24 protein-coding genes, 1 other RNA gene, 1 pseudogene and 1 riboswitch are annotated in these 26,294 nt (G+C 40.8%); of the genes and pseudogenes, 20 read left to right on the top strand and 6 right to left on the bottom strand.

The genetic code is table 11. The annotated features are described in order from the left end of the window. Positions 1-57: 57 nt before the first annotated feature. The 3 genes and pseudogenes from NST81_RS17665 to recU form a co-directional block, all read right to left on the bottom strand. Positions 58-909 carry a fibronectin type III domain-containing protein gene (locus NST81_RS17665; RefSeq protein ID WP_445662371.1) on the bottom strand — a complete coding sequence of 284 codons (852 nt, stop codon included), beginning with the start codon at positions 907-909 and terminating at the stop codon, positions 58-60. A 57-nt stretch (positions 910-966) separates the two neighbouring features. Beyond that, positions 967-2,605 (bottom strand): annotated as a pseudogene (locus NST81_RS17660) (transglycosylase domain-containing protein); the annotation flags it as partial. A gap of 269 nt (positions 2,606-2,874) precedes the next feature. Continuing rightward, complete coding sequence (recU, locus tag NST81_RS10875) at positions 2,875-3,489, bottom strand: Holliday junction resolvase RecU (protein WP_048623542.1); 615 nt, start codon at positions 3,487-3,489, stop codon at positions 2,875-2,877. 114 nt (positions 3,490-3,603) lie between these two features. On the opposite strand from recU, the gene NST81_RS10870 reads away from it, so the two are divergent. Beyond that, positions 3,604-4,593: a DUF2515 family protein gene (locus NST81_RS10870; RefSeq protein ID WP_244878002.1), complete on the top strand. Its 990-nt coding sequence runs from the start codon at positions 3,604-3,606 to the stop codon at positions 4,591-4,593. A 57-nt stretch (positions 4,594-4,650) separates the two neighbouring features. On the opposite strand, the gene NST81_RS10865 is transcribed toward NST81_RS10870, so the two are convergent. Further along, entirely contained in the window at positions 4,651-4,758 is a 108-nt protein-coding gene (locus tag NST81_RS10865; protein WP_270583530.1) for a spore protein, read from the bottom strand. 190 nt (positions 4,759-4,948) lie between these two features. Between NST81_RS10865 and NST81_RS10860 the strand changes: the two genes are divergently transcribed. Further along, positions 4,949-5,179, top strand: coding sequence for a hypothetical protein (locus tag NST81_RS10860; RefSeq protein WP_048623540.1), 231 nt, complete (start codon positions 4,949-4,951; stop codon positions 5,177-5,179). Positions 5,180-5,462: 283 nt separating this feature from the next. Beyond that, entirely contained in the window at positions 5,463-5,864 is a 402-nt protein-coding gene (locus tag NST81_RS10855) for a YppE family protein (RefSeq protein ID WP_327824223.1), read from the top strand. A 153-nt stretch (positions 5,865-6,017) separates the two neighbouring features. On the opposite strand, the gene yppF is transcribed toward NST81_RS10855, so the two are convergent. Then, a complete protein-coding gene (yppF, locus tag NST81_RS10850) occupies positions 6,018-6,236 on the bottom strand; it encodes a YppF family protein (protein WP_048623539.1) in 219 nt (72 codons plus the stop codon). A gap of 173 nt (positions 6,237-6,409) precedes the next feature. On the opposite strand from yppF, the gene NST81_RS10845 reads away from it, so the two are divergent. Then, positions 6,410-6,886 (top strand): YppG family protein, encoded by a 477-nt coding sequence (locus NST81_RS10845; RefSeq protein WP_053083248.1) that lies wholly within the window; start codon positions 6,410-6,412, stop codon positions 6,884-6,886. Between the two features lie 75 nt (positions 6,887-6,961). On the opposite strand, the gene NST81_RS10840 is transcribed toward NST81_RS10845, so the two are convergent. Beyond that, positions 6,962-7,417 (bottom strand): Hsp20/alpha crystallin family protein, encoded by a 456-nt coding sequence (locus tag NST81_RS10840; RefSeq protein ID WP_082142301.1) that lies wholly within the window; start codon positions 7,415-7,417, stop codon positions 6,962-6,964. A gap of 156 nt (positions 7,418-7,573) precedes the next feature. Between NST81_RS10840 and NST81_RS10835 the strand changes: the two genes are divergently transcribed. The 16 genes from NST81_RS10835 to NST81_RS10760 all read left to right on the top strand — a co-directional run bounded on the left by NST81_RS10835 (position 7,574) and on the right by NST81_RS10760 (position 26,208). After that, a complete protein-coding gene (locus tag NST81_RS10835) occupies positions 7,574-9,862 on the top strand; it encodes a DEAD/DEAH box helicase (protein ID WP_048623538.1) in 2,289 nt (762 codons plus the stop codon). 5 nt (positions 9,863-9,867) lie between these two features. Then, complete coding sequence (locus NST81_RS10830; RefSeq protein ID WP_048623537.1) at positions 9,868-11,157, top strand: ribonuclease H-like domain-containing protein; 1,290 nt, start codon at positions 9,868-9,870, stop codon at positions 11,155-11,157. Between the two features lie 287 nt (positions 11,158-11,444). Next, positions 11,445-11,681, top strand: a complete 237-nt coding sequence (locus tag NST81_RS10825; RefSeq protein ID WP_048623536.1) for a CotD family spore coat protein — start codon at positions 11,445-11,447, stop codon at positions 11,679-11,681. A 150-nt stretch (positions 11,682-11,831) separates the two neighbouring features. Continuing rightward, positions 11,832-12,407, top strand: coding sequence for a DUF1273 domain-containing protein (locus tag NST81_RS10820; RefSeq protein ID WP_048624476.1), 576 nt, complete (start codon positions 11,832-11,834; stop codon positions 12,405-12,407). A 114-nt stretch (positions 12,408-12,521) separates the two neighbouring features. Then, positions 12,522-12,860, top strand: a complete 339-nt coding sequence (gpsB, locus tag NST81_RS10815; RefSeq protein ID WP_003355088.1) for a cell division regulator GpsB — start codon at positions 12,522-12,524, stop codon at positions 12,858-12,860. 81 nt (positions 12,861-12,941) lie between these two features. After that, an RNA gene (rnpB, locus tag NST81_RS10810) (RNase P RNA component class B) lies at positions 12,942-13,342 on the top strand. 123 nt (positions 13,343-13,465) lie between these two features. Further along, complete coding sequence (locus NST81_RS10805; RefSeq protein WP_341029855.1) at positions 13,466-14,614, top strand: THUMP domain-containing class I SAM-dependent RNA methyltransferase; 1,149 nt, start codon at positions 13,466-13,468, stop codon at positions 14,612-14,614. A 219-nt stretch (positions 14,615-14,833) separates the two neighbouring features. Then, positions 14,834-16,345 (top strand): carboxypeptidase M32, encoded by a 1,512-nt coding sequence (locus NST81_RS10800; protein WP_048623533.1) that lies wholly within the window; start codon positions 14,834-14,836, stop codon positions 16,343-16,345. A 392-nt stretch (positions 16,346-16,737) separates the two neighbouring features. Continuing rightward, positions 16,738-16,839: riboswitch (purine riboswitch) on the top strand. A 136-nt stretch (positions 16,840-16,975) separates the two neighbouring features. Continuing rightward, positions 16,976-17,560, top strand: a complete 585-nt coding sequence (locus NST81_RS10795; RefSeq protein WP_048623532.1) for a xanthine phosphoribosyltransferase — start codon at positions 16,976-16,978, stop codon at positions 17,558-17,560. Then, on the top strand, positions 17,557-18,864 hold the full coding sequence (locus NST81_RS10790) for a nucleobase:cation symporter-2 family protein (RefSeq protein ID WP_048623531.1): 1,308 nt from the start codon (positions 17,557-17,559) through the stop codon (positions 18,862-18,864). The genes NST81_RS10795 and NST81_RS10790 overlap by 4 nt, the downstream gene beginning before the upstream one ends. 231 nt (positions 18,865-19,095) lie before the next feature. Next, positions 19,096-20,160, top strand: a complete 1,065-nt coding sequence (locus NST81_RS10785) for a type III polyketide synthase (protein ID WP_341029853.1) — start codon at positions 19,096-19,098, stop codon at positions 20,158-20,160. Between the two features lie 144 nt (positions 20,161-20,304). After that, entirely contained in the window at positions 20,305-20,817 is a 513-nt protein-coding gene (locus NST81_RS10780) for an isoprenylcysteine carboxylmethyltransferase family protein (RefSeq protein WP_341029849.1), read from the top strand. Next, complete coding sequence (locus NST81_RS10775) at positions 20,814-20,978, top strand: hypothetical protein (RefSeq protein ID WP_156179243.1); 165 nt, start codon at positions 20,814-20,816, stop codon at positions 20,976-20,978. The genes NST81_RS10780 and NST81_RS10775 overlap by 4 nt, the downstream gene beginning before the upstream one ends. Positions 20,979-21,241: 263 nt before the next feature. Then, a complete protein-coding gene (locus NST81_RS10770) occupies positions 21,242-24,868 on the top strand; it encodes a dynamin family protein (RefSeq protein WP_341029847.1) in 3,627 nt (1,208 codons plus the stop codon). A 13-nt stretch (positions 24,869-24,881) separates the two neighbouring features. Further along, entirely contained in the window at positions 24,882-25,085 is a 204-nt protein-coding gene (locus tag NST81_RS10765; protein WP_040341714.1) for a hypothetical protein, read from the top strand. 211 nt (positions 25,086-25,296) lie between these two features. Next, on the top strand, positions 25,297-26,208 hold the full coding sequence (locus tag NST81_RS10760; protein ID WP_048623528.1) for a 5'-3' exonuclease: 912 nt from the start codon (positions 25,297-25,299) through the stop codon (positions 26,206-26,208). The last annotated feature ends 86 nt before the right edge of the window (positions 26,209-26,294 follow it).

Raw genomic sequence — 26,294 nt, 5'->3', positions numbered from 1 at the left:
AAAATCAAATTTTAAAGACCAAGAGGAAAAATCCCCTTGGTCATGGATGCAGGTCTATTATTCGTTAGGCGGAACGCTGTTGGTCGAAGCCGAACCCTTCGTTGATTGTCCTGAAACGGGTTGTTGTTTATTTTGATTGGACGGTGTAGATGGCTGATTCGGTTGACTTGGCTGTGTATGGTTATTGCTTCCATTACCGCCGCTTTGGTTTCCATTTCCTGTGTTGTTACTTGGTTGCTCTGGATTTTGGTTATTGCTATTGCCATTATTGCCGTTGCTGTTGTCATTATTATTGTTACCGCCGTTCATGCCGTTATTACTGTTTTCATTTCCGTTATTGTTGTCGGTTGGGTTCTCATTTGGATTCGTCGTTCCTTGGCCTTGATTATTGCCTTGTGATTGATCCGAATTTTCTTCACCTGGAACATTTACGCTCGTAGAAGCAGGTGCACTGCGTTTGCCATCTACAATGGCCACCACTGAAAATGAATAAGTTGAACCAGGTTGGACGCCGGAAATCACGATGGACGTACCATTCGTCGTTTGAGTCGTAGTGCCTTGGCTTGAAGAGGCAGTCACTTCAAACGAGGCCGGTTGATCGTAATTCCATGATAACGTGATGCTTTGTGTTAACGGATCGTACTGTCCGCTTAAACCAGATGGTGCAGAAACGGTTTGTTCCTCCTCTTTCTTATCGTCTTTCTTTTCTTGGTTATTGTCCTCTGAAGAATCATCAGAGTATTGGGTCGGTTCTTCTCCGCGGACAAATAATTCGTAATCAACCTTATCCCTCGGCACGCTTTTGCTGGCTATCCGTGGCGGATCGGATCCTGCTACAATCGGCAATTCGACAACGCTTTTCGGTTTTTTAAAGTCTTTTGTTTCCGTATTGGAGGAAACATGCGCCATCACGTTTTTAAACATTTTCTGAGCAATTTTGGATTCTTCAGGAGTTAAATAGTTTTTATTCGGTTCAGGATAGCCGGTCCAAACGGCCATTGAATATTTTGTAGTGTAGCCAACAAACCACGAATCTTTGTTGGCATAATCAGGAATACCATACTTTTGCCGCGTTTCTTCATCATAGTTGGTCGTTCCGGTTTTTCCTGCTAAAGGAAGTCCAGGTATATTCGCCGTTTGTCCTGTACCGGATTTGACGACGTCTTTCAACATATCCGTCACCATATAGGCGGTGTAGTCTTTCATGGCAATTTGCGGGTCAATCTGATTTTTGATTTCCGTTTCGCCATCGCGCAGCACAATTTTCTTAATACAATGCGGTTTATGGTAAATACCGTTATCACCAAACGCCGCGTATGCACCTGCCATTTGGAGCGGTGAAGGACCTTGATCCATTCCGCCGATGGCGTATGACTCATACATATGGTCGAAATGAATTCCCAAGTTGGAAAGGAATTCGCTTGCTTTATCAGGACCGACGGCTTGGAATGTTTTTAAAGCCGGAATATTGTAAGACCATTGCAGCGCTTTTCGAATCGATACTTGGCCTTTATAGGTGCCGTTGGCATTGCGAATCGGTTGTCCGTTTGAGTAGCTGTAAGGCTCATCGGTCAGCTGGTGGTAGGTGGACCATTTCAAGTATTCAATCGCAGGACCGTAATCGATGAGAGGCTTAATCGTAGAACCTGGCTGTCTGTGGGCATCGACAGCATAGTTATAGCCTCTTCTTACTTTTTGATTTCTTCCGCCTCCGATTGCACGAATTTCACCAGTTTTCGTATCTAAAAGAACGAGCCCGGCTTGAAACTTGTCATCCGGATATTGAATGACATCATTGGTGTTCATCATATTTTCTACATAGCTTTGGGCATCCGGATCCAAAGTGGTGTAAATTTTCAATCCATCGGAATAAGCGTTGTAGCCGCCCATGTTTTTCACTTCATCCACGACAAGGTCGATAAAAGCACCATACTTGTTATCCGCCGTATCGACTTTTCGTTTGGATGGAGGGACAAGATAATGAGTGACATGATCCGCTTCCGCTTGACGCATTTGCTGTTCAGTAATTTTCCTGTGTTGTTTCATCAATGATAAAACGATATCCTTTCGTTTTTCTGCTTGTTCCGGATGTTCAAACGGATTGTAATTATTCGGGCTTTGTGGCATACCGGCCAGCATGGCTGCTTCCGTCAGATTGATTCAGATCTTTATTAAAGTAATGCTTTGCCGCTGCTTTAATTCCGAATATGCCATCAGACATATAAATTTTATTGACGTACATTTCAAAGATTTGTGCTTTTGTATATTTACGTTCTAGCTGATATGCCAGCCACCATTCTTGTACTTTTCGTTTAATCGTTTTTTCATGAGTCAAAAATGAGTTTTTGACTACTTGCTGAGTGATGGTGCTTCCGCCTTGGGAACCATAACCGTTTGTCACATTGCTGATAATGGCTTTAATGGTTCGAATAATATCGATCCCGTGATGTTGGTAGAAACGGGCATCTTCGGTGGCAATGATCGCATCTCTCACTAGTTTGGGGACCTCGTCATATTTGACATAGTCCCGATTTTCGGATCCCACCGAGGTAATATAGTGTCCATCCTTGTCGTAAATTTTGGAAGGAATGGGGTCCTTTAGCATCGATTCATTTAATTTAGGCGCGTCTTTAATGAAGTAGGCGAACGTTCCAATCCCGCCCACCAACATGACGAGACCGACAATCACCAATGATAACAGGATACGTTTGGCCAAAGAACCGCCATTTCGCTTCTTTTTTGGTTTTTTGCTTTGCTGTCTTCGTCGTTCTGTGCGTGATTTATATTGGTCAGCCATAAGCTTACTCCTCACTTTCAAAAATAAAAACCTAATCGCTTTCTACTTTGATATCATTATGGGTTTTTTGGCAGAAATTAAAAATAAGAATGGTAAAGAATGTCTACCACTTCCAAATAATCAATGCGAGGTTGATACTTAATCGGAATAGTTTTCCCATAATTTTCAATTTCTTCTTTTTTGATGGATTTCCTTCCCCCGTTTTTCATCCGTTCCCAAAATCGAAAAAGATGTTGGCTCGGAAGCAAGAACACTTCATCCGTTGTGGTGAAACGGATAATAACGAAGGAGATGCCTTTTTGTTGTTCCACTTGCATCATGTGGCGGATTTGATGTTCGTGAAAATTTTGCAGTGGAAAAGAGTGCAAGTTTTTCGTTTCTTTGGCTTCAAAGTCAATATATCTCCCCTTGTATACTCCGTTATAGTCTGTAGTGGATGGCTGTTTGAAATAAGCCTCTTTGATCACAGCGGCACTCCTTGCCGGATAATCTACTTGAACAATTTGAATAGGTGTCGGCTTTTTATGAATGACAGCATGTCCAATTTCTAAATAATACTGATTGGTCAAATTGAGATCTTCTTCGAGAGTCATTCCTCGATTGCCGTATCGTATCGGTTTTGAATGCCCTTTTTTCGCTATTTGTTGTTGAGAAGGATTGTATTTTTTTCCATTTGGATAATGAAACTCCACGATCAACACCTCGCAGACTACTACATATCATATCAGAAACCGAGCCGAAATGGGGGAATAAAAATCTGAAATTGTCGCTATCATAAGCTTATATATGGAAAAGAGGCGAGATATATGAACAAAACCTTATTTTTTCGTTGTATTTTTTCCAAAATCGTTGGTGCTGACCGTTTTTCCTCAATGGAAGACGTTATTTTAAAGGCAGTTTGGCGCCATAACATGGATAATATCAGCAGAACGAGCGCTTATTTTCATTTTTACCGCCATCACCCAGAGATAAAATGGGCTTTTTTGGCGTCGATGGTATCCAGAAATGCTGGATATAATATGTGTGATTTAAAAAGTCCACAATTGATCACGTTATTAGAAGAAGAAACTAGGGACCATATGTTTTTAGCTTATGAAAGAGCCAATTGGCTGATTTTTCGTGATGCGTATCCGCAATTGCTTCTATATCATTTCTCCAAATTAGAAAATCTCCCTCTTTTTCGAAGTTTAGATCGCTGGGGCGTTTCCCAATTTATGATTGAAGAATGGGAGCGCTTTTGGGTGGAAAAAGACGGAGATCGGCTGCTGAAAGCACTTATCATCAATGAACAAAACGTTATTCAAGAACCGATATTAAAACATCCTCTGTACAAAAAGAAAGTTTTTCGTTCATTGCTGTTTTGGGTGGAGGAATGTTTGCATTTCAGCACGGTTTTATTTCCGACGATCAATGGAAATTTATACGGTTCCAGCGTGACCTCGTTTCGCAACGTGGATGCGCGAATCGATTTAGGAAAGCGGTTGGCTCATATCTTGTTTCATACGGATCTTTATCCTCATTTTTTGTTATTTGCTCGAAAGGTGGAGCATACTGGTTCGCGGAAAGATTACGAGCGTTTTATGAAAAAGCCGTTTTATAGCCAGACGCCCATGCTTCGATGGGCATTTCCGATCGTGGAACATCATATACATACAAGGAGAGACTGGTCGCAAGAAGCGGTCATCAAAGATGAATGGTTTATGGATTCCGAACCTGGAAAACCCGTCCATTTAACAGAATGGTTTGTTCAAAAGCAGATTCAACTCCAATGGGCAAGCTTGATGAAAAAGATATAAAAAGAATCCAAAAAAGCAAGGAATTCCTTGCTTTTTCGGTCTTGAATGAATGATGGACTACGTTGATGGGCGGTTAGGTCCCGAGAGTTTTTTGTCACCATAGGCGGATTTTGTCTCAGAACGAGTACCTTGGTTTTTCGGCTTTTGTTCTTTTTTCTCAGCCATATTGTACACCTCCCGTCCTATTGTTAGCTTTTCGGAAAGGAAAAATACGGTGAAAGAAGGAAAAGAATAGCCCATTCTGTTAAAAAAATTCTTTCTTTGCCGAATGGCATCTAGTTTTGTCAAGAAGGCAGGGAATGGCAAAAAAATCAAGAATATGGGTAATACCTTGAAGGAAAGGAGAGGAAATTCTATGATACAAAGAGAAGAAATTTTAAAGTTGTTTGAGCAAATAGAAGAGAAAGTCGAAGATATGGATGATCTTTTGACGGTCAGTATTCATCAGGAGAAAGAAGCGGGATTTCAATCGATTGAAAAGCAAAAAAAATGGCTTATGGACCAATTGGCAGATATTGAAGCAAATGTGGAATACATTTCCTATACACAAATGAACCCTTCATCTGTTAGAAAACTTGCGTTGTGAAGAACAGTTTCGTTATAGTTTTTTTAGTAGCTTATAGATGATAAATAAGCTGCTTTTTTTATTCTTGTCAGCGGGAATGTCAAAGTCTTTCATATTGATTCGCCAAAAGCCGTTTTCATTATATTTTCGATATTTGGACCATCCTTTTATCTTGCGTCTTTCATTCTTTCCTTTTGTACGTATCCGCTTTGCACGAAACTTTTATTCAGTGCTTGAAACGGCAGCCCCATTGATTAAAGATGATTTGGTTAGATCTTGTTTTATGATTAAAGGGGGGATGTATATGGCTGGACAATCAAATTTATGGATATTAACTAGCGAACTGTTAAAGCTTGTTCAGCAGGCGGATGAAGTGTATGAAACCGTTCGATCAACGGGGAAAGAAATGGATTTTTATACGGAAGTGAAGCCTTTTGCAGACAAAATGAAATCGTTAAGTTATGAATGGGAAGCGGAAGCAAAAAAGTGGCTTATGAGTCAAAAACCGAAGTACATCCATAAACAACAAATAACCGCGACATTAGAAAATTTGCAAATCATCGCTGTACAAGCCTTTTTTCCAAAAACTAGCTACAGTCGTTTTAAGCAAACCGTTCATACAGTGGAGTATGTTTTAAATGAAGTAAAACGGAATGTTCATGATGGAGAATCCTCAAAAAATGTGATTAATGACAATGAATCGTAAAACTTCATTTTTCAATCATCAGACAAGGAATAGAATCATATGGGCGGAATATTTTCGTAAGGGCGCATAAAGGGAGTTTTAAGGCGGAAACAAAAAAGAGGCGGATTTTAAAAGGGACGGACTAACCTTTTAAAATCCGCTTCTTTATTGAGATTATAAAGCAGAAGTTGTATTCTTCCATAACGATTGTTCCAAGACAATGGGACTGATTGCTCCGGCGGTTTCTAAATCACGAACAACGTCTCTGTAGTCTCTGAGAGGCAGCTCATTCAACAAATACAAATTTCTGGCAAAATCAAGAAGCTGATTAAAATCTCGCGGCGGGTAAGATTTTTTTTCCAGAAATTTTTCTTTTAACTCGTGAATGGTCATTTTATCAACCCCCTCTTTTTTTGTTTTATGTTAACATAAATAGCCACTTATTTGGACACATTTTTGTAAAAAATAGATATACAAATATCGACATTATCGGAAAATTATGAATTCACTTTTCAACTTTTGCCACATAAAATAAATCAACAGAAATAGAGAAAGGAGAAAACATGATGCGGAGGCAAACGACTAGCGGTTATCCGTATTTGGCTCATTATCAAGCTGATCCAGGCCAACCTTATGAAATTTTACCTCATGGCCAGTCTGGTCCCATTTTTCATCATTATGCTCACTACCCTTATCAAGCTTATGATCCTTTAAATGCGGAAAATGCCGGGAGTTCTTTCGTTTATCCCGCAATCCCGAATCAGCCCCCGGCAACAACGAACAGCAGCGACTTATTTGAAAATCCGCTGCATCCTAAGAAACATACTGTCCCCACACAAATAAACTATTTGCATCCATACCCGAAAGGCAACTTAATGAAACCGCCATCAGGCGGATTTCACACGATCATGAATTCTTTCAAAAATCAGGATGGCACCTTGGATATGAACAAAATGATTAACACTGCCGGTCAGATGATGGCGGTAATGAATCAATTTTCGAGTGTGGTAAAAGGGTTTGGCAGCGTATTTAAACAATCATAGGATTCAACCCAGGAAATGAAAGAACCCGCCGTTTTGGAAGGCGGGTTTTCATACGTGGTTTGCAAAAAAATCATGTCAATCGGATAGTTCAATTATTTTCCCTTTCTTTTTCGGTAAAATCAATGTTAGCAGGCCGTCTTTGTACTTCGCTTTTGCCATTTTTTCATTAACCAGTGCAGGGAGAGGAATCGTTCTTGATTGTCTCCTAAAAGAAGTTTGCTCTTGCACGATTTGCCGCTTCTCATTTTCCTCCAGTACATACTCTCGCTCAGAAACGGTAATAGTGACAAATTGAGCATTGATTTCTATTCCAATTTGTTCTTTTGATACACCGGGCAGTTTAGCCAATATCCAGTATTCATTTTCTTTTTCTCTCATTTCCACCGGAAAAGAGCCGGCAAAAAATTCATCGATGTGCTTTAAGAAATTTTTCATCGGCCGCTCAGGAAAAATGCCGTTCATGGATTTCATCCAGTCGTCAAACGTATTGTGCTTTTTCGGTTTCTCTGGAAGATGGCTGTCCATCGCCATTTTCTATTCTCCTTTCTTCAATCGGTTCTCTTCATTTACAATATGCCAAAATATTGGAGAGGTGACTGCCGTTTGCGGGTGTTATATGGTGCAACTTTTTTCTTTTAAAGAGAACGTTTATTCGGTACAATAGGCAGTATTGAGGTGAACGATGAAATGGAAAAGAAAAAAACGATACAAGAAGCGATTGAGTGGCTGAAAACGGATGAATCCATCAAGGATCAGATTGTTCATTGGCATACCATTCCCGAAAAAGAAGCGAAAACAGCTCCCTTTCCAAAAACGCTTCATCCTTTATTGAAAGAAGGGCTTCAAAAACGGGGGATCGATCGTCTTTATACTCACCAGCTTGCAGCTTATGAGAAAGCTAGAAATGGTGAGAGTTTTGTCGTAGTGACCCCCACTGCTTCGGGAAAAACATTGTGCTACAACTTACCTGTTCTTGAATCCATTTTGTCCGATTCTTCATCAAGAGCCCTTTATTTATTTCCGACAAAGGCGTTGTCACAAGATCAGAAAAGCGAATTAAACGAAATGATAATGGAAATTGGGGCTGATATTAATAGTTATACATATGACGGTGATACTCCGTCGGGAATCCGGCAAAAAATCCGAAAAGCCGGACATATTGTCATTACCAATCCGGACATGCTGCATTCCGGGATTTTGCCCCATCATACAAAATGGGTTTCCTTATTTGAAAATTTAAAGTTTGTCATTATTGATGAATTGCATATATATCGTGGAGTATTTGGCAGCCACGTGGCCAATGTCATTCGGCGTTTGAAGCGAATTTGCCGATTTTACGGAAGCGATCCAGTGTTTATTTGCACGTCAGCGACGATTGCGAATCCAAAGGAGTTAGCGCAAGCGATTTGCGAAACGCCTATGGCTTTGATCGACAATAATGGCGCTCCAAGCGGGAAAAAGCATTTTGTATTCTATAACCCGCCGGTCGTCAACAAGCCGCTGAACATTCGCAGAAGCGCGCTTTTTGAAGTTCGGAAAATAGCCGGCGAACTGTTGAAAAACAAAATTCAAACCATCGTATTCGCTAGAAGCCGAGTCCGGGTGGAACTGCTTCTTTCCTATTTGCAGGAACTAGTCCAGCATGAATTAGGTCCTAAGTCCATCCGTGGTTATCGTGGCGGCTATTTGCCATCGGAACGGCGAGAAATCGAAGAAGGTTTAAGAAAAGGAGATATTTACGGAGTAGTCAGTACGAATGCTCTGGAATTGGGCGTGGATATTGGTCAATTGCAGGCGTGTGTGATGACGGGTTATCCAGGTTCGGTATCCAGTGTTTGGCAGCAAGCGGGCAGAGCCGGCAGAAGACAAGGAGAATCTTTAGTGATCATGGTGGCTACTTCCAGCCCTCTCGATCAATATATTGTCAATCACCCGGATTACTTTTTGGACAAAAAACCGGAAACAGTACGGATTAATCCAGACAATTTAATCATCTTAGTAGACCATATAAAATGTGCTGCATATGAACTTCCTTTTCAAAAAGGAGAAACGTTTGGAAATGCAGAAGTGGAAGAGATTTTGGAGTTTTTGACAGAGGAAAGAATTCTTCATTATAAAGGCGAACGTTGGTATTGGATGAACGACTCGTTCCCGGCTCATAATATCAGCTTGCGGTCTGCTTCTCAAGAGAATGTCGTGATTATTGATACGACGGAAACAGCCAATGTCAAAGTGATTGGGGAAATGGACCGCTTTAGCGCCATGACACTTCTTCATGAAGAAGCGATTTATCTTCATCAGGGAATTCAATATCAAGTTGAAAAATTGGATTGGGATGAAAAAAAAGCGTATGTAAGAGAAGTGGATGTAGATTATTATACGGATGCCAACCTCGCGATTCAGCTCCAAGTGTTGGAAATTGACAAACAGCGGGGAAATGAACAGGCGCTAATCTCTTTTGGTGATGTAGGAATCCATATTCTTCCGACTATTTTCAAAAAAATAAAACTAGATACCCATGAAAATATTGGTTCAGGACCTATTCATCTTCCGGAAGAGGAAATTCATACGAGTGCCGCTTGGATTTCTTTGCAGCAAGATTTAAAAACTTTTTCCGAAGAACATTTAGAAGAGGGATTGATTGGCGCTGCGCATAGTTTAAAAGCCGTTATTCCGTTGCATATTCTATGCGATCCCTCGGACATTCATATAGCGCCTCAAGTAAAAGCAAATTACAATGGAAAACCGACGATCTTTATTTATGACCATTATCCGGGAGGCATTGGATTAAGCACGGAAGTGTATAACCGAATGAAAGAAATGATTTTCAGCGCAAAAGAGTTGGTTGAGAGTTGTCCTTGCGAGAACGGCTGTCCGTCCTGTATTGGAACGGATGTCGCTTCAAAGCACGGCAAAGATCATACAATACGGCTGCTAGATCTTTTCGCTAAAGCGGTCAATGAACCGATGGAGTGAGGAACATGTCGTTATCGAGTAAACTGCAACGAATGAAATCCCATTTAGTACGAGACAAAGAAGTGGTCCGATTAGATCAAAACCCGCCAAAAACGGAACAGGAAGAAGAGAAAGAGATTCCTTACCTCGATGAATGGCGAGCAGCTGGAGCTGAGCCCTATTTTTTTGACCATCAATACTGTTTGATTCGCCGATCGTTTTACAGCCTCGATCATCGCCATGGCAAGTACAGTTTCCGTGAGCTGATCGAAGCTGTCCGGCATTGGAACCAGTGGGATGGTGACCATCCTTTATCAGCCAAGGGACTATCTCATGATGAGCTGTTTTTCTTTGACACGGAAACCACGGGGCTGGGACACGGTGCGGGCAATACGATCTTTTTATTGGGCCATGCCCGTGTATTGGACCATCAAGTGGAAGTTGTTCAGCATATTTTGCCTGAACCGGGTTATGAAATTGCACTTTATCAAAGTTTTTTGGAAAATATCGATTACCAAAAATTGGTTACTTACAATGGGAAAGCGTTTGACTGGCCACAGGTGAAAACACGACATACTTTAATCCGCGAGCATGTTCCAAAGCTGCCGGAATTCGGTCATTTTGATTTATTCCATGCTGCACGGAGAATGTGGAAAGAGAAACTCGAGTCCGTTAAACTGTCCAATGTGGAAAAGAGCATTTTAGGAATTGAACGGAAGGATGACGTTCCCGGCTATTTGGCTCCGATGATTTATTTTGATTATGTAGAAAGAAAAAAGCCGGATGGAATGATAGGCATTTTAAAGCATAATGAGCATGATATACTTAGCCTCATTTCGTTATACATCCATTTAACCTATCAAATTCTGGGTCTTGTCGATCAAACAGAAAATGAAAAATACCAAGTGGCAAAATGGTTCCACTATATTGGCGAAAATAAACAGGCAATGCGATCTTTAGAAGACTTGGTGGAAGAAAAAAAGACAGATAGCAGTGTTGATTTTCGGGCAAAGCAGCTTCTGGCAAAAGAATACAAAAAGGGAAAACAGTATGAGAAAGCTGTACCGCTATGGCTTGAAATAGCGGAAAAAGGGCCTATCGCCATGAAAAAAGAAGCCCTCATTGAGCTTAGCAAGTATTATGAACATAAAGAAAAAAATTTGGAGGCTGCCTATACCTTTGCGGAAAAAGCACTCGACCACTATAAGCGATGGCATGGAAGAACGAGAAAAGAACAAACGGAGACAAATGACCTATATAAAAGATTGGAACGGATCCGGCGCAAATTATTGAAGAATCAAGAATGGACAAGGTAATTTCCCGGGCAATCGCAAAATTCGACAAATGGTCATTTTTTCATTTGAGGATTGGTACAGATGATTATAAAATATAGACAGAACGAACTAAACACAGGGGTGATTGAAAGTGTATCGGGCATTGCTGGTTTTATTTTTTGTGTTTATTCTCGTCATGAGTGTGATGATGATTCATTTAAAAGATACTTTCTATTCTTTCCTGTAAATTAGGTTTTTGCATTAATACATGTTTCTCTTTTTTCTCATAGGCTATTCATATAAAAACCTGGAGAGAAAAGAGAAAAAACATGTATTGCAGACCAAAAGTATTACCGCCGATTATTCATCCGACAATTAATCGCGAAAATCATCTGATTCATCATTATGTAGTACCACACATCCATCCAAGTCATACAACCACTTTTAATCACCATGTTTTTCAGCATCAGCGCTATTTTCCATATACAGAACCGACAGTGAATGATGCGCTTCACCAAGATTTGGTGGGATTCGGGCCGGAGCCAAGGCCGCTATTTGGTCCTTAACGGTAAGTGCCTAATGATACACTTTTTTCGAGTATTGCCTTATTTTGCGGTTTATGAGAAAAATTAGCTTCTTTTAAGGGAAAGTGAGCGGCAAAACCAGGAAGGGTCTGGCCCCTTATGCGAAAGGGGACGGACCTTGTTTTGAACTCAATGGGAGGGATTGATACGAAGGTAGCTGCTGTATCAGGATATAAGCCGATAGAATTAGGTATTTTTCATCATGATGCCAAAGCGATTGATTACATAAAAAAAGGCATTCAAAAAGAAATTCAAGAATTATTGGAAGAAGGTCTTGAATGGGTCCTGATTAGCGGTCAATTGGGAGTTGAGTGCTGGACAGCGGATGTGGTATTGAACATGCGGATAGAACATCCTGATTTAAAGCTGGCTGTATTAACTCCTTTTTTAGATCAGGAGAAAAATTGGAATGAAGCGAACCAAGAGATGTATTATGACATTCTGAACAACGCAGATTTTGTGGATTCCATTTCTAAACAGCCTTATACCGGTCCCTGGCAATTTCAAAATAAAAACAAGCTCTTTCTTCAAAAAAGCGATTGTCTAGTCCTTTTATATGATGAAGAAAAGGAAGGATCGCCAAAGTACCTTTATCAACAAGCTAAAAAATACCAAGAAATCAATCCGTATTATAGAATTAAGCAAATCACTTTTTTTGATTTGCAGAACATTGTAGAAGAAGAACAATGGGAAAATCATGATTGGTAGGTTCATAATTGACAAAAGTCCATATATTTGAAAAAATAAAGTGTACTCTCCATACTGGATGGTCGAGTCCTGCTGGAGAAAGCGGACCTTTTGAAAATAGAGGTGATGGCTTTTATGTTATCTAATAAAGTAAAGTTAACGGCGAAAGATATTTTAGAAAAAGAATTTAAGACAAGCATGCGGGGATATAATCAAGAAGAAGTTGACCAATTTTTGGATCTTGTCATTAAAGATTACGAAACTTTTCACCAAGCCATTGAAGAATTGCAAAAAGAAAACTTAAGATTGAAAATGAAGCTTGAAAAAGCGTCTAAAGTGGAGTCTCCATCCATGTCACGGCTTCAAACGCAGCCGGCCAGCCAGCCGCAGCCAGCTGTCACCAATTATGACATTTTAAAAAGACTTTCCAATTTAGAAAAACATGTATTCGGCGATAAGCTTTATGAAGATTAACCTTTTTCGTCATGAATAAAGAAAATGACGTTGAATTTTTGCGCTGTTTCTTTTATAATAGTTCAAGCCAAAAGGATAATAACGTTCAGGTAATCGCTGCCGCCTTAAAGGCTGCAGAGGAAAGTCCATGCTCACACGGTGCTGAGATGCCCGTAGTGTTCGTGCCTGGCGAAACCATAAGCCAGGGCAGCTCGGCATTTGCTGGGCTGACGGCAGGGAAAATACCTAAGTCCCTTAAAGGGATATGGTATGATTACCTTGAAAGTGCCACAGTGACGCAGCTTTGCGAGAAATCGCAAAGGTGGAACGAGGTAAACCCCGCGAGTGAGCAACCCAAATTATGGTAGGGGCGCCTTCTCGAAGGAAATGAACGGAGAGAAGGGCAAGCAAGATGTTCTTGCTTGCAGATAGATGATTACCGCCTGAGTACGAGACTATCCCAGTCGCTTGCAGTACGAAGGAACAGAACATGGCTTACAGAACGTTATTATCGGGAATAGGATGTATAAAAAGCTCTCCTTTTGGGGGAGCTTTTATTATGGGTTTAAGAAGGAGTCCCATTTGTTCTACATACGGTTATCAATGAAAAATGAATAGGTGATGAAATGTCAACATATACCATTATTGCGACTACTGCAATGGGACTGGAAGCCATTGCGGCGAAGGAAATCAGAAACTTGGGATACGAATGCAAAACCGAAAACGGAAGAGTCCTGTTTCAAGGTGATGAAAAAGCCATTGCCCGTGCCAATCTTTGGTTGAGAACGGCGGACCGGATCAAAATTCGCGTCGGCCATTTTAAGGCATTCACATTCGATGAACTTTTTGAACAAACAAAAGCGTTGCCTTGGGAACAATTTTTGCCCGTAGATGCTGAATTTCCCGTTCAAGGCAAATCCGTTAAATCCAAGCTGTACAGCGTTCCGGACTGCCAAGCGATCGTCAAAAAAGCGATTGTCGAACGTCTAAAAAAAGCGTATCATCACCCTTCATGGCTGGAAGAAAACGGAGCTTTGTTCAAAATTGAAGTGGCCATCCATAAAGACGAAGTGGAACTGTTGCTAGACACATCGGGCAGCGGACTGCACAAGAGAGGCTACCGTGCTGGACAGGGAGAAGCGCCGTTAAAAGAAACACTGGCAGCGGCTTTAGTATTGCTTACGAATTGGACGCCGGACCGTCCGTTTATCGACCCTTTTTGTGGCTCGGGAACCATTCCGATTGAAGCGGCATTAATTGGTCAAAATATTGCTCCTGGATTCAATCGCAGTTTTGTTTCTGAAACATGGCCTTGGATGGATACCGCTATTTGGGACGATGCTCGCACTGAAGTGGAAGATCTTGCCGAATACGACCGAGAATTGGATATTATGGGGACGGATATCGATCATCGGATGATCGACATTTCCAAACAAAACGCTTACGAAGCTGGCCTAGGCGAAATGATTCAGTTTAAGCAAATGCAGGTAAAAGATCTTCATACCACAAAACAATACGGAGTGATCGTCGGGAATCCTCCGTATGGAGAGCGGTTAGGAGAAAAAGCGGAAGTAGAGGCTATGTATCGGGAAATGGGGAGGACTTTTGCAAAATTAGAGACTTGGTCGATTTATATTTTGACTTCCCATCGGCAATTTGAAACATTTTATGGAAAACCGGCAACGAAAAAAAGAAAGTTGTTTAACGGATTTATCAGAACGGATTTTTATCAATACTGGGGGCCGAAACCACCAAAAGACGTGAGATCATATTGATTGGCGGGGGTCTTCCCCGCAGTTTAATATTTGTGCAGAAAGCTCCGGTATCGAATAGACTGTATCGGATTGTTCGATTAAATAGCGAGTGGTCGGTTTATCTATAGAAAGCAAATATACTTTTCGAAATCTTCGCAATTAGACCGTTTTTAAAAGCCCGCCGATATTTTTTGGAAAATGTGGTAAAATGGGTTCATACGGAGAAAAGGGGGGACCTATATGAATCCAATGACGAAAGAAATTGAAAACGATTTTTTGCAATATATCCAAAAAATGACCTCTTTTCAAGAGGCTTTAAATCTTCTTTATTGGGATATGCGGACAGGTGCGCCTAAAAAAGGAATTCAGCAGCGTGCCAATGTGGTGGGGGTATTGTCTTCTGAATTGTTTCAAATGTCTGTCTCCGACGAAATGGCATCTTTTATTGCCAGTTTATCCCCTCATGAAGAAAAGCTTTCGCCGACAGTTGCAAAAATACTAGAAGAATGCAAAAAGGAATATCATCGCAATAAAAAAATTCCGACTCAAGAATATAAAGAGTACATAATATTGCAGTCAAAAGCGGAGAATGCATGGGAACAAGCAAAAGAAGAAAGTCGTTTTGAAATGTTTAGACCTTATTTAGAAAAAATCGTTGAGTATAAGAAGAGATTTATTGAATATTGGGGCTATGAAGGCCATCCATACAATGCATTGCTTGATTTGTACGAACCAGGAGTGACAGTGGATGTTTTAGATCCTGTTTTTAAAAAGGTCCGGACATTTCTGGTAGATTTTGTTTCAAAAATTGAGAAGTCGCCTCATAAACCAAAAACCGATTTTTTATTTGAATATTTTCCAAAAGAAAATCAGCGCTTATTTAGCTTACAGATATTAAAGAAAATGGGGTATGATTTAGAAGCCGGCCGATTGGACGAAACGATTCATCCTTTTGAAATAGCCTTAAATCCGGGTGATGTTCGAGTAACGACTCACTATAATGAACAAGACTTCCGGGTCGCCATATTCGGTACGATCCATGAAGGAGGTCATGCCATTTATGAACAAAATATCCGCCATGATTTGATCGGAACACCTCTCTGTGCCGGCACGTCAATGGGCATTCACGAATCACAATCATTGTTTTATGAAAATTTTATCGGCCGACATCGTCATTTTTGGAAAAAGCATTTTGATCTCTTGAAGCGCTATTCCAATGGCCAGTTTGATACCGTTTCTACAGAAGAGTTTTATCGGGCGGTGAACGAAGTAAAGCCGGGATTGATTCGGATCGAAGCCGATGAATGTACTTATCTGCTCCATATCATTATTCGGTATGAAATAGAAAAAGCGCTTTTCCAAGATGAAATACAGGTGAAAGATTTACCGGAAATTTGGAATTTAAAATATAAAGAATACTTAGGCGTTTCTCCTCAAAACGATGGAGAAGGCGTGCTCCAAGATATCCACTGGGCAGGAGGAGATTTTGGTTATTTTCCTTCCTACGGTCTCGGACTTATGTATGCAGCCCAATTTTACTACAGTATGAAAAAGGATTTACCTGATTTGGAGGGGCTTCTGGAAACAGGCCAATTGCTTAAGATCAAAGAATGGCTCAATCAAAATGTCCACCAATACGGAAAATTAAAAAAACCGCTCGAAATTTTAATGGATGCGACAGGAGAAGAATTAAATCCGGAATATTTCATCCGTTACATCCGCAATAAATATACGGACATTTACCGGTTATAGCTCACCGGAAAACCGTCATGTTTGATTTTCTTTGAAAAAGGCATGATCTCATTTTTTAGAAGTTTATTGTTATATAGTGGATCATCCGATCAAAAAGCGTTTCATGTTTCTTGAGGAGAAAAAAGTTTCTCCTCTTTTTCTAGTTTATGGCTTTGGTGTGATACCGTTATCGTTAAATAGTAGGGGCTTGTATGAAAGCATTTTTTTAATTGTTGGCCGTAAACCATAGGTAACGTAATAGCATCGCTGCGAATCTTTCCGAAAGTATAAAAAAACAGAAAAATAAAGAATGTTCAGAATTAAGAGGAATATATCGTGGAAAGATTTATTCAAACAAAATAATGTTCGTATTTTCTATTGAAATCACTTACTAATTTGCTATAATGTTAGTAAAATTTCAAAATGCATTCACTCATATAATGGCAAGAATATGGCTTGCCAGTCTCTACCGGACTGCCGTAAACAGTCTGACTATGAGTGAGCAATGAGGCGGACCGATTTGATTTGATCTGTCCTGTTTTTCCTTGTCCCTTTAAAAGCTCAAAGGGCATTGCTTCACTCATGTTTGGGGAATGCAATGACCTGCGGGCTTTTTTCTTTTCTGCGGGTCAAAAGAAAAGGAGGACTATGATGAAGCATTTGGAAGAAAAAATTTTAAAGGAAGGTTTGGTTTTATCTGATCAGGTGCTGAAAGTCGATTCCTTCCTGAACCATCAAATCGATCCTTTCCTTGTCAAGGAAATGGGGGAAGAGTTTGCGAAAAGATTTCAAAACGAGTCCATTACAAAGGTGCTGACATTGGAATCAAGCGGTATTGCTCCGGCGGTCATGACGGCTCTTGAACTGAAAGTGCCGGCTATTTTCGCTCGCAAAAACAAATCTTTGACTTTGTCGGAAAATGTTTATTTATCAGAGGTGTACTCTTTTACAAAACGTGAGAAGAGCACCATCTATGTATCGAAAAAATATTTAAACGAAAGCGATCGTGTCCTGATTATCGACGATTTTTTGGCAAACGGACAAGCAGCTTGCGCCTTATTGGATATCTTAAAACAAGCAGGTGCACACCTCGTTGGAATAGGCATCGTGATTGAAAAGGCCTTTCAAAATGGCGGTTCCCTTCTTCGTAAGCAAAATATTCGAGTGGAGTCGCTGGTCCGAATTCAGTCATTGGAAAACGGTAAAGTACGATTCCATGAGGAGGCATTGCTATGAAAAACCGATGGATCCAAACGGCTTCGTTAGGGCTGCAGCATGTTTTGGCCATGTATGCTGGGGCGGTGATTGTTCCTTTAATTACAGGCAGTGCGTTGAAAATGACCAGCGAACAATTAACCTATCTAGTATCGATTGATATTTTTATGTGCGGGATAGCGACCTTCTTGCAAGTATGGAAAGGAAAATGGTTTGGAATCGGTTTGCCGATTGTGTTGGGATGTACATTTACGGCTGTTGCTCCGATGATCGCCATCGGACAGTCGTACGGCTTGCCGGGTGTTTATGGAGCCATTTTGGCTTCAGGGATTTTTGTCGTGCTGATTGCGCCTGTTTTCAGCAGACTTGTCCCATTTTTCCCGCCGATCGTAACGGGCTCTGTTGTTACGATTATTGGTCTTACACTAATACCTGTTGCCATGAAAAATATGGCCGGAGGAGAAGGAAGCCCCGATTTCGGTTCTCCTGCCAATATTGCCCTTTCTTTTGGAACATTAATTGTCATTATCGTACTTTATCGTTTTTTCACAGGTTTTATTCGATCCATTTCTGTTCTTCTTGGGTTATTGGCTGGTACAATGGCGGCAGCAATGATGGGAAAAGTGGATTTTTCACCCGTTTCGGAAGCATCCTGGTTCCATATGATTAAGCCGTTTGTATTGGGTGTGCCAGCTTTTCATTGGACTTCCATTTTGACCATGATTTTTGTGGCGATTGTGAGTCTTGTTGAGTCAACCGGCGTCTATTTTGCGGCGGCAGATATTTGTGAAAAGAAAGTAAATGAAGATGATCTCAAAAAAGGATATCGTTCTGAAGGGATTGCCAGTATTTTAGGATCTCTCTTTAATTCTTTTCCGTACACGGCTTTTTCGCAAAATATCGGACTTATCCAACTATCCGGCGTCAAATCAAGATCTGTTATATTCGTAACGGCGTTCATTTTAATGCTTCTTGGATTGATTCCAAAGATAGGAGCTTTTACAACGATCATCCCGTCCTCTGTTTTAGGCGGGGCAATGGTGGCAATGTTTGGCATGGTCATAGCTCAAGGAATTAAAATGCTAAGCAAAGTCGATTTTACATCGCAAGAAAATTTATTGATTATGGCTTGTTCCATTGGGATGGGACTTGGAGTGACAGTGGTGCCGGATTTATTTGGCCAATTACCGAAAGCTCTGCAAATATTAACAGGAAATGGAATTGTGGCTGGAAGTGTGACAGCCATTGTTTTGAATATCGTGTTTCATATGATTGGCAAAAGAACAGATAAAAGCACAGCTGTGATTCAACAGAAAATTTCATAAAAATATTCAAAAATTTAGCTGGAAAAAATAAATGAAAGGCAAGGGACTCGATTCCTTGCTTTTTTATTTGGCCCTTCATACCAAATCCGGGGGTATGCTGGGCCAGTGTTGTTTGCGGTGAAACTTTTGTTCTATTCACAGGATGCCCGGACAGATTGTCTTGATTTTTGGAATCATAACTGTCAATCGGAAGGAAAAACTATTATTACTACAAAACAGGAGAGGATTCCGATGGGAATGATTGTAGCGGCGGGGCATGCCAATCCTGACTATTGTGCCTCCCAAGAGGAAGTACAAGCATTGGTAAAACAGATTTTTTCCGGTTATCCCCCTGTGGACAGGATGCTGAAAGTGTTTCAAAATGCCGAAATTGAGACTCGTTATTTTGTGAAGCCCATAGAGTGGTATCAAACATTTCATGATATGGAAGAGCGTAATCGGCTGTTTGTTGAAGAAGCAGTGCGGTTAGGGAAAGAGGCCATTCAAAATTGCCTGGACAAACAACCGCTCCATTATGAAGATATTGAGGCGATTTTTACCGTTTGCACGACGGGACTCTCCACCCCCAGCCTGGAAGCGAGAATTATGAATATACTTCCGTTCTCTTCGTCTGTGAAACGAATTCCTATATGGGGATTAGGATGCGCAGGCGGAGCATCGGGGCTGGCTCGGGCGTTTGAGTATTGCAAAGCCTTTCCAAAGGCAAATGTGCTCGTTTTGGCAGTTGAGTTATGCAGTTTGACGTTTCAATTAGATGACCGATCTAAAAGCAATTTGATCGGTACTTCTTTATTCGGTGACGGAGCGGCGTGTATGCTCGTTTGCGGCGTGGAGAGTCCAGTAGTGAAAGCGAAACAGACTCTCCCACATATTTTTGCAGCCAAAAGTGTGCTAAAAAAAGACGCACTTGATGTCATGGGATGGGATATACGCAATAACGGTCTGTATGTTATTTTTTCAAAGGATATCCCGACCCTAGTGGCAAATTGGCTTAAACCAGTTGTAGAAGATTTTTTGGCTGAGCAAAAACTTTCTTGGAACGAAATATCCCATTTTATCGCCCATCCTGGAGGGAAAAAGGTCATTCAAGCCTATGAAGAAGCTTTTGGCATTCATCGCGAAATGACAGCAGATGCTGCTTTCATTTTGAGAAAATACGGAAATATGTCTTCCCCCACCATTTTTTATGTGTTGGAACGAGTGCTGAAAAAATCGATCCGCAGCGACGAAATCGGACTTGCCTGTGCCCTTGGGCCGGGATTCAGCACAGAACTTTTGCTCATGAGGTGGACATAATGCTGTTTTTTTTCGTATTAAGTTGGTTAGTATTGCAACGGTTGATCGAACTGAGAATAGCGAAAAGGAACGAAAAACGGCTGATCGATAAAGGAGCAGTGGAATTCGGCTCTGGTCATTATCCTTGGATGGTCCTCCTGCACTGTGCTTTTTTTTCTATCCCTTTTAGCTGAAGTTCAAGGTTTTGGCAAAACACCTCATCGTTATTGGATTTTTTTATTGTTACTGTTTTTTTGCCTTCAAATGGCAAGGATATGGATTATCACTTCGTTAGGCCCTTATTGGAATACAAAAATTATCGTGCTTAAAGGAGCGGAAGCGATTAAAAAAGGACCTTACCGATGGATTAGACATCCTAATTATTGGCTTGTCACACTCGAATTGATCTTAATCCCGCTTCTGTTCCAAGCGTATATCACCTTGTTCTTATTTTTTCTCCTCAATCAATCGATGCTCCGCATTCGCATCCGAACGGAAGAAAAAGCTCTTTTAGCCTACACAAATTATATCAAGACTTGCTGGAGCGCCAGCTTTGGCCAAAGCGAAAACGAAATGTACGTGAAAAATGACATTGAAAATGATTCTCGTTTATGCTATAGTCTAATTACTAATGAAAATGATTATCATGTGCATGAAAAGAGAGGAGCAAAGCCATGATCGCTATTTTCATCCTTTTAACGGTCGTTATTTGCGGATTAACATTAAAATACGTACTGAATCATGTTCTTCAGCCTGAAAGTCTGTCCTCTGCTTCTCGTCCATCTCAGCAAGAATCAAAAGACGATCCCGTTTATGTCCCAATACATTCCCACCGTTAAAGGCAAACAAAATGTTTGTCTTTTTTATTGTTTTGGAAAGAGAAAATTTTGGCTGCCCATCCCTTTAAATCGTTCTTTCATATAAAACTGGACTGTATTAGAATGAAGGGGAATCAATGAAAAAACTATATTAGTGTTTTTCTGAAAATAAAAATATTTATGGGAATAGAGGAGAATTTCCGATAAAATAAAAAGAGAATTTTATTCTATCAGCGCCGTGCTGAACGGTTTTAGTTTAAGCGATAAAGGGGTTAAGGGAATACATGTCAACTGCACATAAACATAAGACAACGGAACAAATGATGGCGAAAAGCATGATGCTTTATGAACGGTTTCAGCAATTCGGAGACCATGAAAGGGCGGAAAAAGCAAAAAGATTTCTAAAAAAGCTCTATCGAGAGGAATTTATTATTGCTTTTTGCGGTCATTTTTCAGCTGGAAAATCAACGATGATCAATCAGCTGACAGGGGAATCGATTTTGCCGTCGAGTCCGATTCCGACAAGCGCTAATTTAGTCAAAATTCGCCATGCCGACGAGGACTTTGCGAAAATTTTGTATCGAAACCGCAAACCGCTTTTGTTCAAAGGTTCGTACGAGTTTGATACAATAAAAGAATTTTGTAAAAATGGCATGGAAGTGGAATCCATTGAAATCGGCCGCAAGCAGTCCAAGCTGCCGAAAACCTTAACGGTGATGGATACACCTGGGATTGATTCAACCGATGATGCCCACCGCATTTCCACAGAGTCGGCTTTGCATTTGGCTGATATGGTGTTTTATGTCATGGACTATAATCATGTGCAATCAGAATTGAATTTTACGTATACAAAAGAGCTCCTTTCCCATGGAGCAAAATTGTACTTAATTATTAATCAGATTGACAAGCATCATCAAGAAGAATTGTCTTTTGATGAATTTCGGCAATCAGTTTACCGTGCTTTTGATGATTGGGGAGTCCGTCCGGAAGGATTTTATTTTACAAGCTTAAAAGAGCCTGATCATCCATTCAATGATTTTTCCGTTGTGAAAAAGCTGGTGGCAGATAGCATCCAAATGCGGGAGGAGTTATCCTTGCAGTCTGCCGAAGCGATGACGGAGCGGCTGATTGCGGAGCATTTGGAATGGTTGAAAAAAGAACAAGACGAAAAAAGAGAGCAGCTTGCGGCAATACTAGGAAACGAATGGAATGAAAAAGAGATTTTCGCAAAGGAAGAACAACTAAGAATAAAAATCGAACAAAAAGATGTTCAAAAAGCAGTGGAGGAATTGGAAAACGAACGGGAAACCATTTTAAAAAATGCTTATATCATGCCGGCGCAGACGCGGGAACTTGCCAAGTCCTTTTTAGAAGCGTACCAGCCTGATTTTAAAGTCGGCTTTTTTTTCAGCAAGAAAAAAACGGAAGAAGAAAAGACCCGTCGATTAGATCTGTTTTTAGCTGACTTGCAGGAAAAAGTAAAGGCCCAGGTCGAATGGCATATTCGTGACTTGCAGGCAAAATGGCTGAAAAAATACAATCTCGTTCATGACGATTTAGCAATGAAGGCGGAAGAATTTAGGGTCCAATTGGATTCAGCGCTTTTAACGTCGGCGATTAAACCGGGCGCTCAAGTAACAGGTGATTCCGTGCTGCATTATTGCGACGAAGTAGCCGAAAAGCTAAAAAAGATGGCTCGGATGGCCAGCAATGAATGGCTGGAAACGGCCAAATCGATTCTGGAGCAAAAATGGCAGTCGGATCTAGGATCATTGCAAAACGAATGGACAGAGTGGAATCAAAAGAAAAATGCTGTGCTTCAATGGAAAGAACTTGACATTCTTGAAGACGAAAGAAAAAAAGCGTTTGCAATGTTGAAAACCGGCACGTACTCTTATTCTCCGACCTTCGATGAAAGAATACGGAAATGGGAAGCCGAAGAGCAGGAAGCGGAAATTTTTACAAAAGAAACGAATCCATCAAAAACAAAATCGATTCCAAAAATCCAAAGAAGAGAAAGCGAGTATAAAAAAGCTGAATCTGAAGCGCCGGCTTTTTCTCCTGTCATCATCGCAGAGAAAATGCATCGATGGAGCGAAGCTTTAAAAGGAATTCCGGGCTTTAAATATTTGCGGAAAGAATTGGAGGAGAAAGCGAACCGCTTAGGAAAACAAGAATTTACGATTGCATTATTCGGTGCTTTCAGTGCCGGAAAGTCTTCCTTTGCCAATGCCATGCTTGGTGAAAAAGTGCTGCCGGTTTCCCCTAATCCAACGACAGCGGCAGTCAATCGTATTCACCCACCTAATGAAATCTATCATGATCGGACAGCGGCTGTCCATTTGAAAACAAGGGAAGAAATGCTTTCCGATTTGCAGTCCTCTTTAGGTGTTTTTCATGTGATGGCGGATTCCCTTGAGGAAGGATATGAACGCATTCCAAACATTACTGCAAACGAGAATAAAAATGGAAAAGAAAATATTCATCTGTCCTTTTTAAAAGCGTTTTATGAAGGATTTCCGGAATATAAAGACCATTTAGGGGAAACGCTCGTCGTCGATTTGGATACTTTCCGGGGGTTTGTGGCCAATGAACGTCAAAGCTGTTTTGTAGAATCCATCGATCTTTATTATGATTGTGAATTTACCAGATTGGGAATCACATTGGTTGACACTCCGGGAGTTGATTCTATCAATGCCCGCCATACGGGAGTCGCCTTTGAGTATATTAAAAACTCCGATGCGATTTTATTTGTGACCTATTATAACCACGCATTTTCAAAAGCAGATCGTGAATTCTTGATTCAGCTTGGCCGGGTGAAAGACTCGTTTGAATTGGATAAAATGTTTTTTATCGTTAATGCCGTAGATCTTGCTAATGATGAGGAAGAAATGGCGGATGTTTTATCGTATGTTCAAGGTCAGTTGCTGCAGTATGGCATTCGCTTCCCGCGAATTTACGGCGTCTCAAGCCTGCTTGCTCTAGACCCGAACAAACGAAAGCAATCGCGGATAGAGTCGTTTCAATCAGCATTCGAATCTTTTTTACAATATGATTTAACGAAGATTGCCATACAATCTGCAGAACGTGATATGAAGCGTGCAGTCTTGCAGCTGGAGCAATTGATCAAAACGGCAGAGGAGAATCGGGAAAACCGAAAAGAAAAGAAAGCATTGCTGGCAAAGCAAAAAGAGCAAATCAGCCAACATTTGCAAAAGGAAACTCCCGATTTTTTGTGGAAACGGTTGTGTCAAGAAATCGACGAGCTCGTGTATTATGTGAAACAACGTGTTTTTTATCGGCTTCCAGACTTTTTTAAAGAATCTTTTAATCCATCTGTTTTGCAGCCGTCAAGCGGAAAGGCAGCACTTCGTACAGCATTAGAGGACTTTTTGAGTTCTATCGGATTTGATTTGTCTCAAGAAATGCGGGCCACAAGCTTGCGGGCGGAGAAATTTCTACACCAAGTTTTAAATGCGAAGCAAAAAAGTTTGCACGAACACTATCAAAGTATTCAAGAACAGCTTTACTTTTCTGATTTGGAATGGCCGACGAAAGAAACGCCTGAATTTCCGGCAGCGTTTCATTCTCTTCCACAAGAAACGTTTTCACCGGCGCTCGCTCTTTTCAAAAATGCCAAAACGTTTTTTGAAAAGAATGAGAAACAGCTCATGCAGAATAAATTGGAAGACATACTGTCGCCGTTAGCCGATCAATATCTTTTTAACGAAAAAGAAAAATTGAGCCAATGGATAAAAGAGATTTTGGACGAACAATTCAACCGCCTGAAGAACAGCTTGGCATCTGAATGCGAGGAACAATTCTCCGCTTGGATGGAAGCGTTGGAAGCAACGGAAAATATACAGGAATGGAAAGAAGTGCTGAAGGTGCTTCAAAAAGACATCGCTTAGGAGGAGATTGGATTTGTCTGTCAACCGGTTCCACGCATGCGCCACCTGCATTCATTTTTCAGCCGAAAAAACGGAAAGTGGAATGCTTTTTCGCTGTCTCCGCTTAGGCTATGAAACGAAAACTTATTATCGGTTCAACTGCTGGACACCAAAAGACCATGTAAGGAAATTGATGAAAAAAGAGAAAGGCGAGGTATTGGAACAGAGGTCGTCCTAGGAAGAAAAGAATCAGTCCGGGGCTTTCAATCGAAGCTCCGGTTTTTTTGAACAAAAAAGAGAAACACCATCATGTTAAGATGACTGAACGGCAGTTTGTCAACAATGCCGACAAGGCCATTGTTCTTTATCATGGAAAATGGAATTCTTTCTAGAATCAATGAATTATGGTAGTATGAAAGGAAGTTCATATTCAACAATGGGGTGACGGAATGAAAGAGAATGAACATCTTTTAATCGTAGACGGAATGGCGCTTTTGTTTCGGTCTTTTTACGCAACGGCTGTGACGGGACAATTTATGATCAATTCGAAAGGGATGCCGACTAATGGCGTGCAAGGATACATAAAGCATTTGCTGACAGCGGTAGAGAAGATTCAGCCGACGCATATCGCGGTATGTTGGGACATGGGTGGTAATACATTTCGAAACGACCTTTTTCCTGATTATAAAAGCAACCGTGAGGCACCGCCGGTTGAGTTGATTCCTCAATTTGACCTGGCGAAGAAAGCGACTGATTTTTTTCAACTTCCGAATATTGGAGTGGAAGGTTTCGAAGCAGATGATTGCATTGGAACCATCGCTAAAAGGGAACACCCCAAAAAAGTCACGATCTTAAGCGGAGACAGAGATTTGCTGCAATTGCTGGATGAACATATCGATGTCATGCTTCTGAAAAAAGGGTATGGAAACTATGCATTTTACACATACGAAAGATTCTATGAAGAATACGGTGTGACGCCCCAACAGTTTATAGATGTCAAAGCATTGATGGGAGATCCGAGCGACGGCTACCCGGGTGTGAAAGGCATTGGAGAAAAAACGGCACTGAAATTAATACAACAATTTGGTTCTATCGAAGGAATCCTTGAAAATCTTTCTTTGCTGTCGCCTTCTCAGAAAAAGAAAATAGAAGAAGATTTAGATATGCTTTTCCTGTCGCGGAAATTAGCAACCATCCATTGTGATGCTCCAATTAGCTGGAATAAGGAACAGGCGCGTTGGGAGCCGTTTCTCGATTCTATTATGGAGTGTATCGAACAGTATGAATTCAAAACGTTAAAACCACTTTTATTACGATGGAATCAAAGTCAATCGGCCAAACTGTTATCCAATGAGCGGTGAGCAAAATATGTTGCCCACCGCCTTTTTTTAACAGTAAATCGAAAGAAGCGCTTTTTCGTAAAAGTATTTAAATTAAAACAGTCATT

Origin of the sequence: Bacillus sp. FSL W8-0223 (assembly GCF_038006805.1) — a bacterium.
GTDB classification, from domain to species: domain Bacteria; phylum Bacillota; class Bacilli; order Bacillales; family DSM-4216; genus Bacillus_O; species Bacillus_O smithii.
The sequence above is the reverse complement of the archived record's forward strand: the minus strand, read 5'-3'. Positions and strand labels throughout refer to the sequence as shown.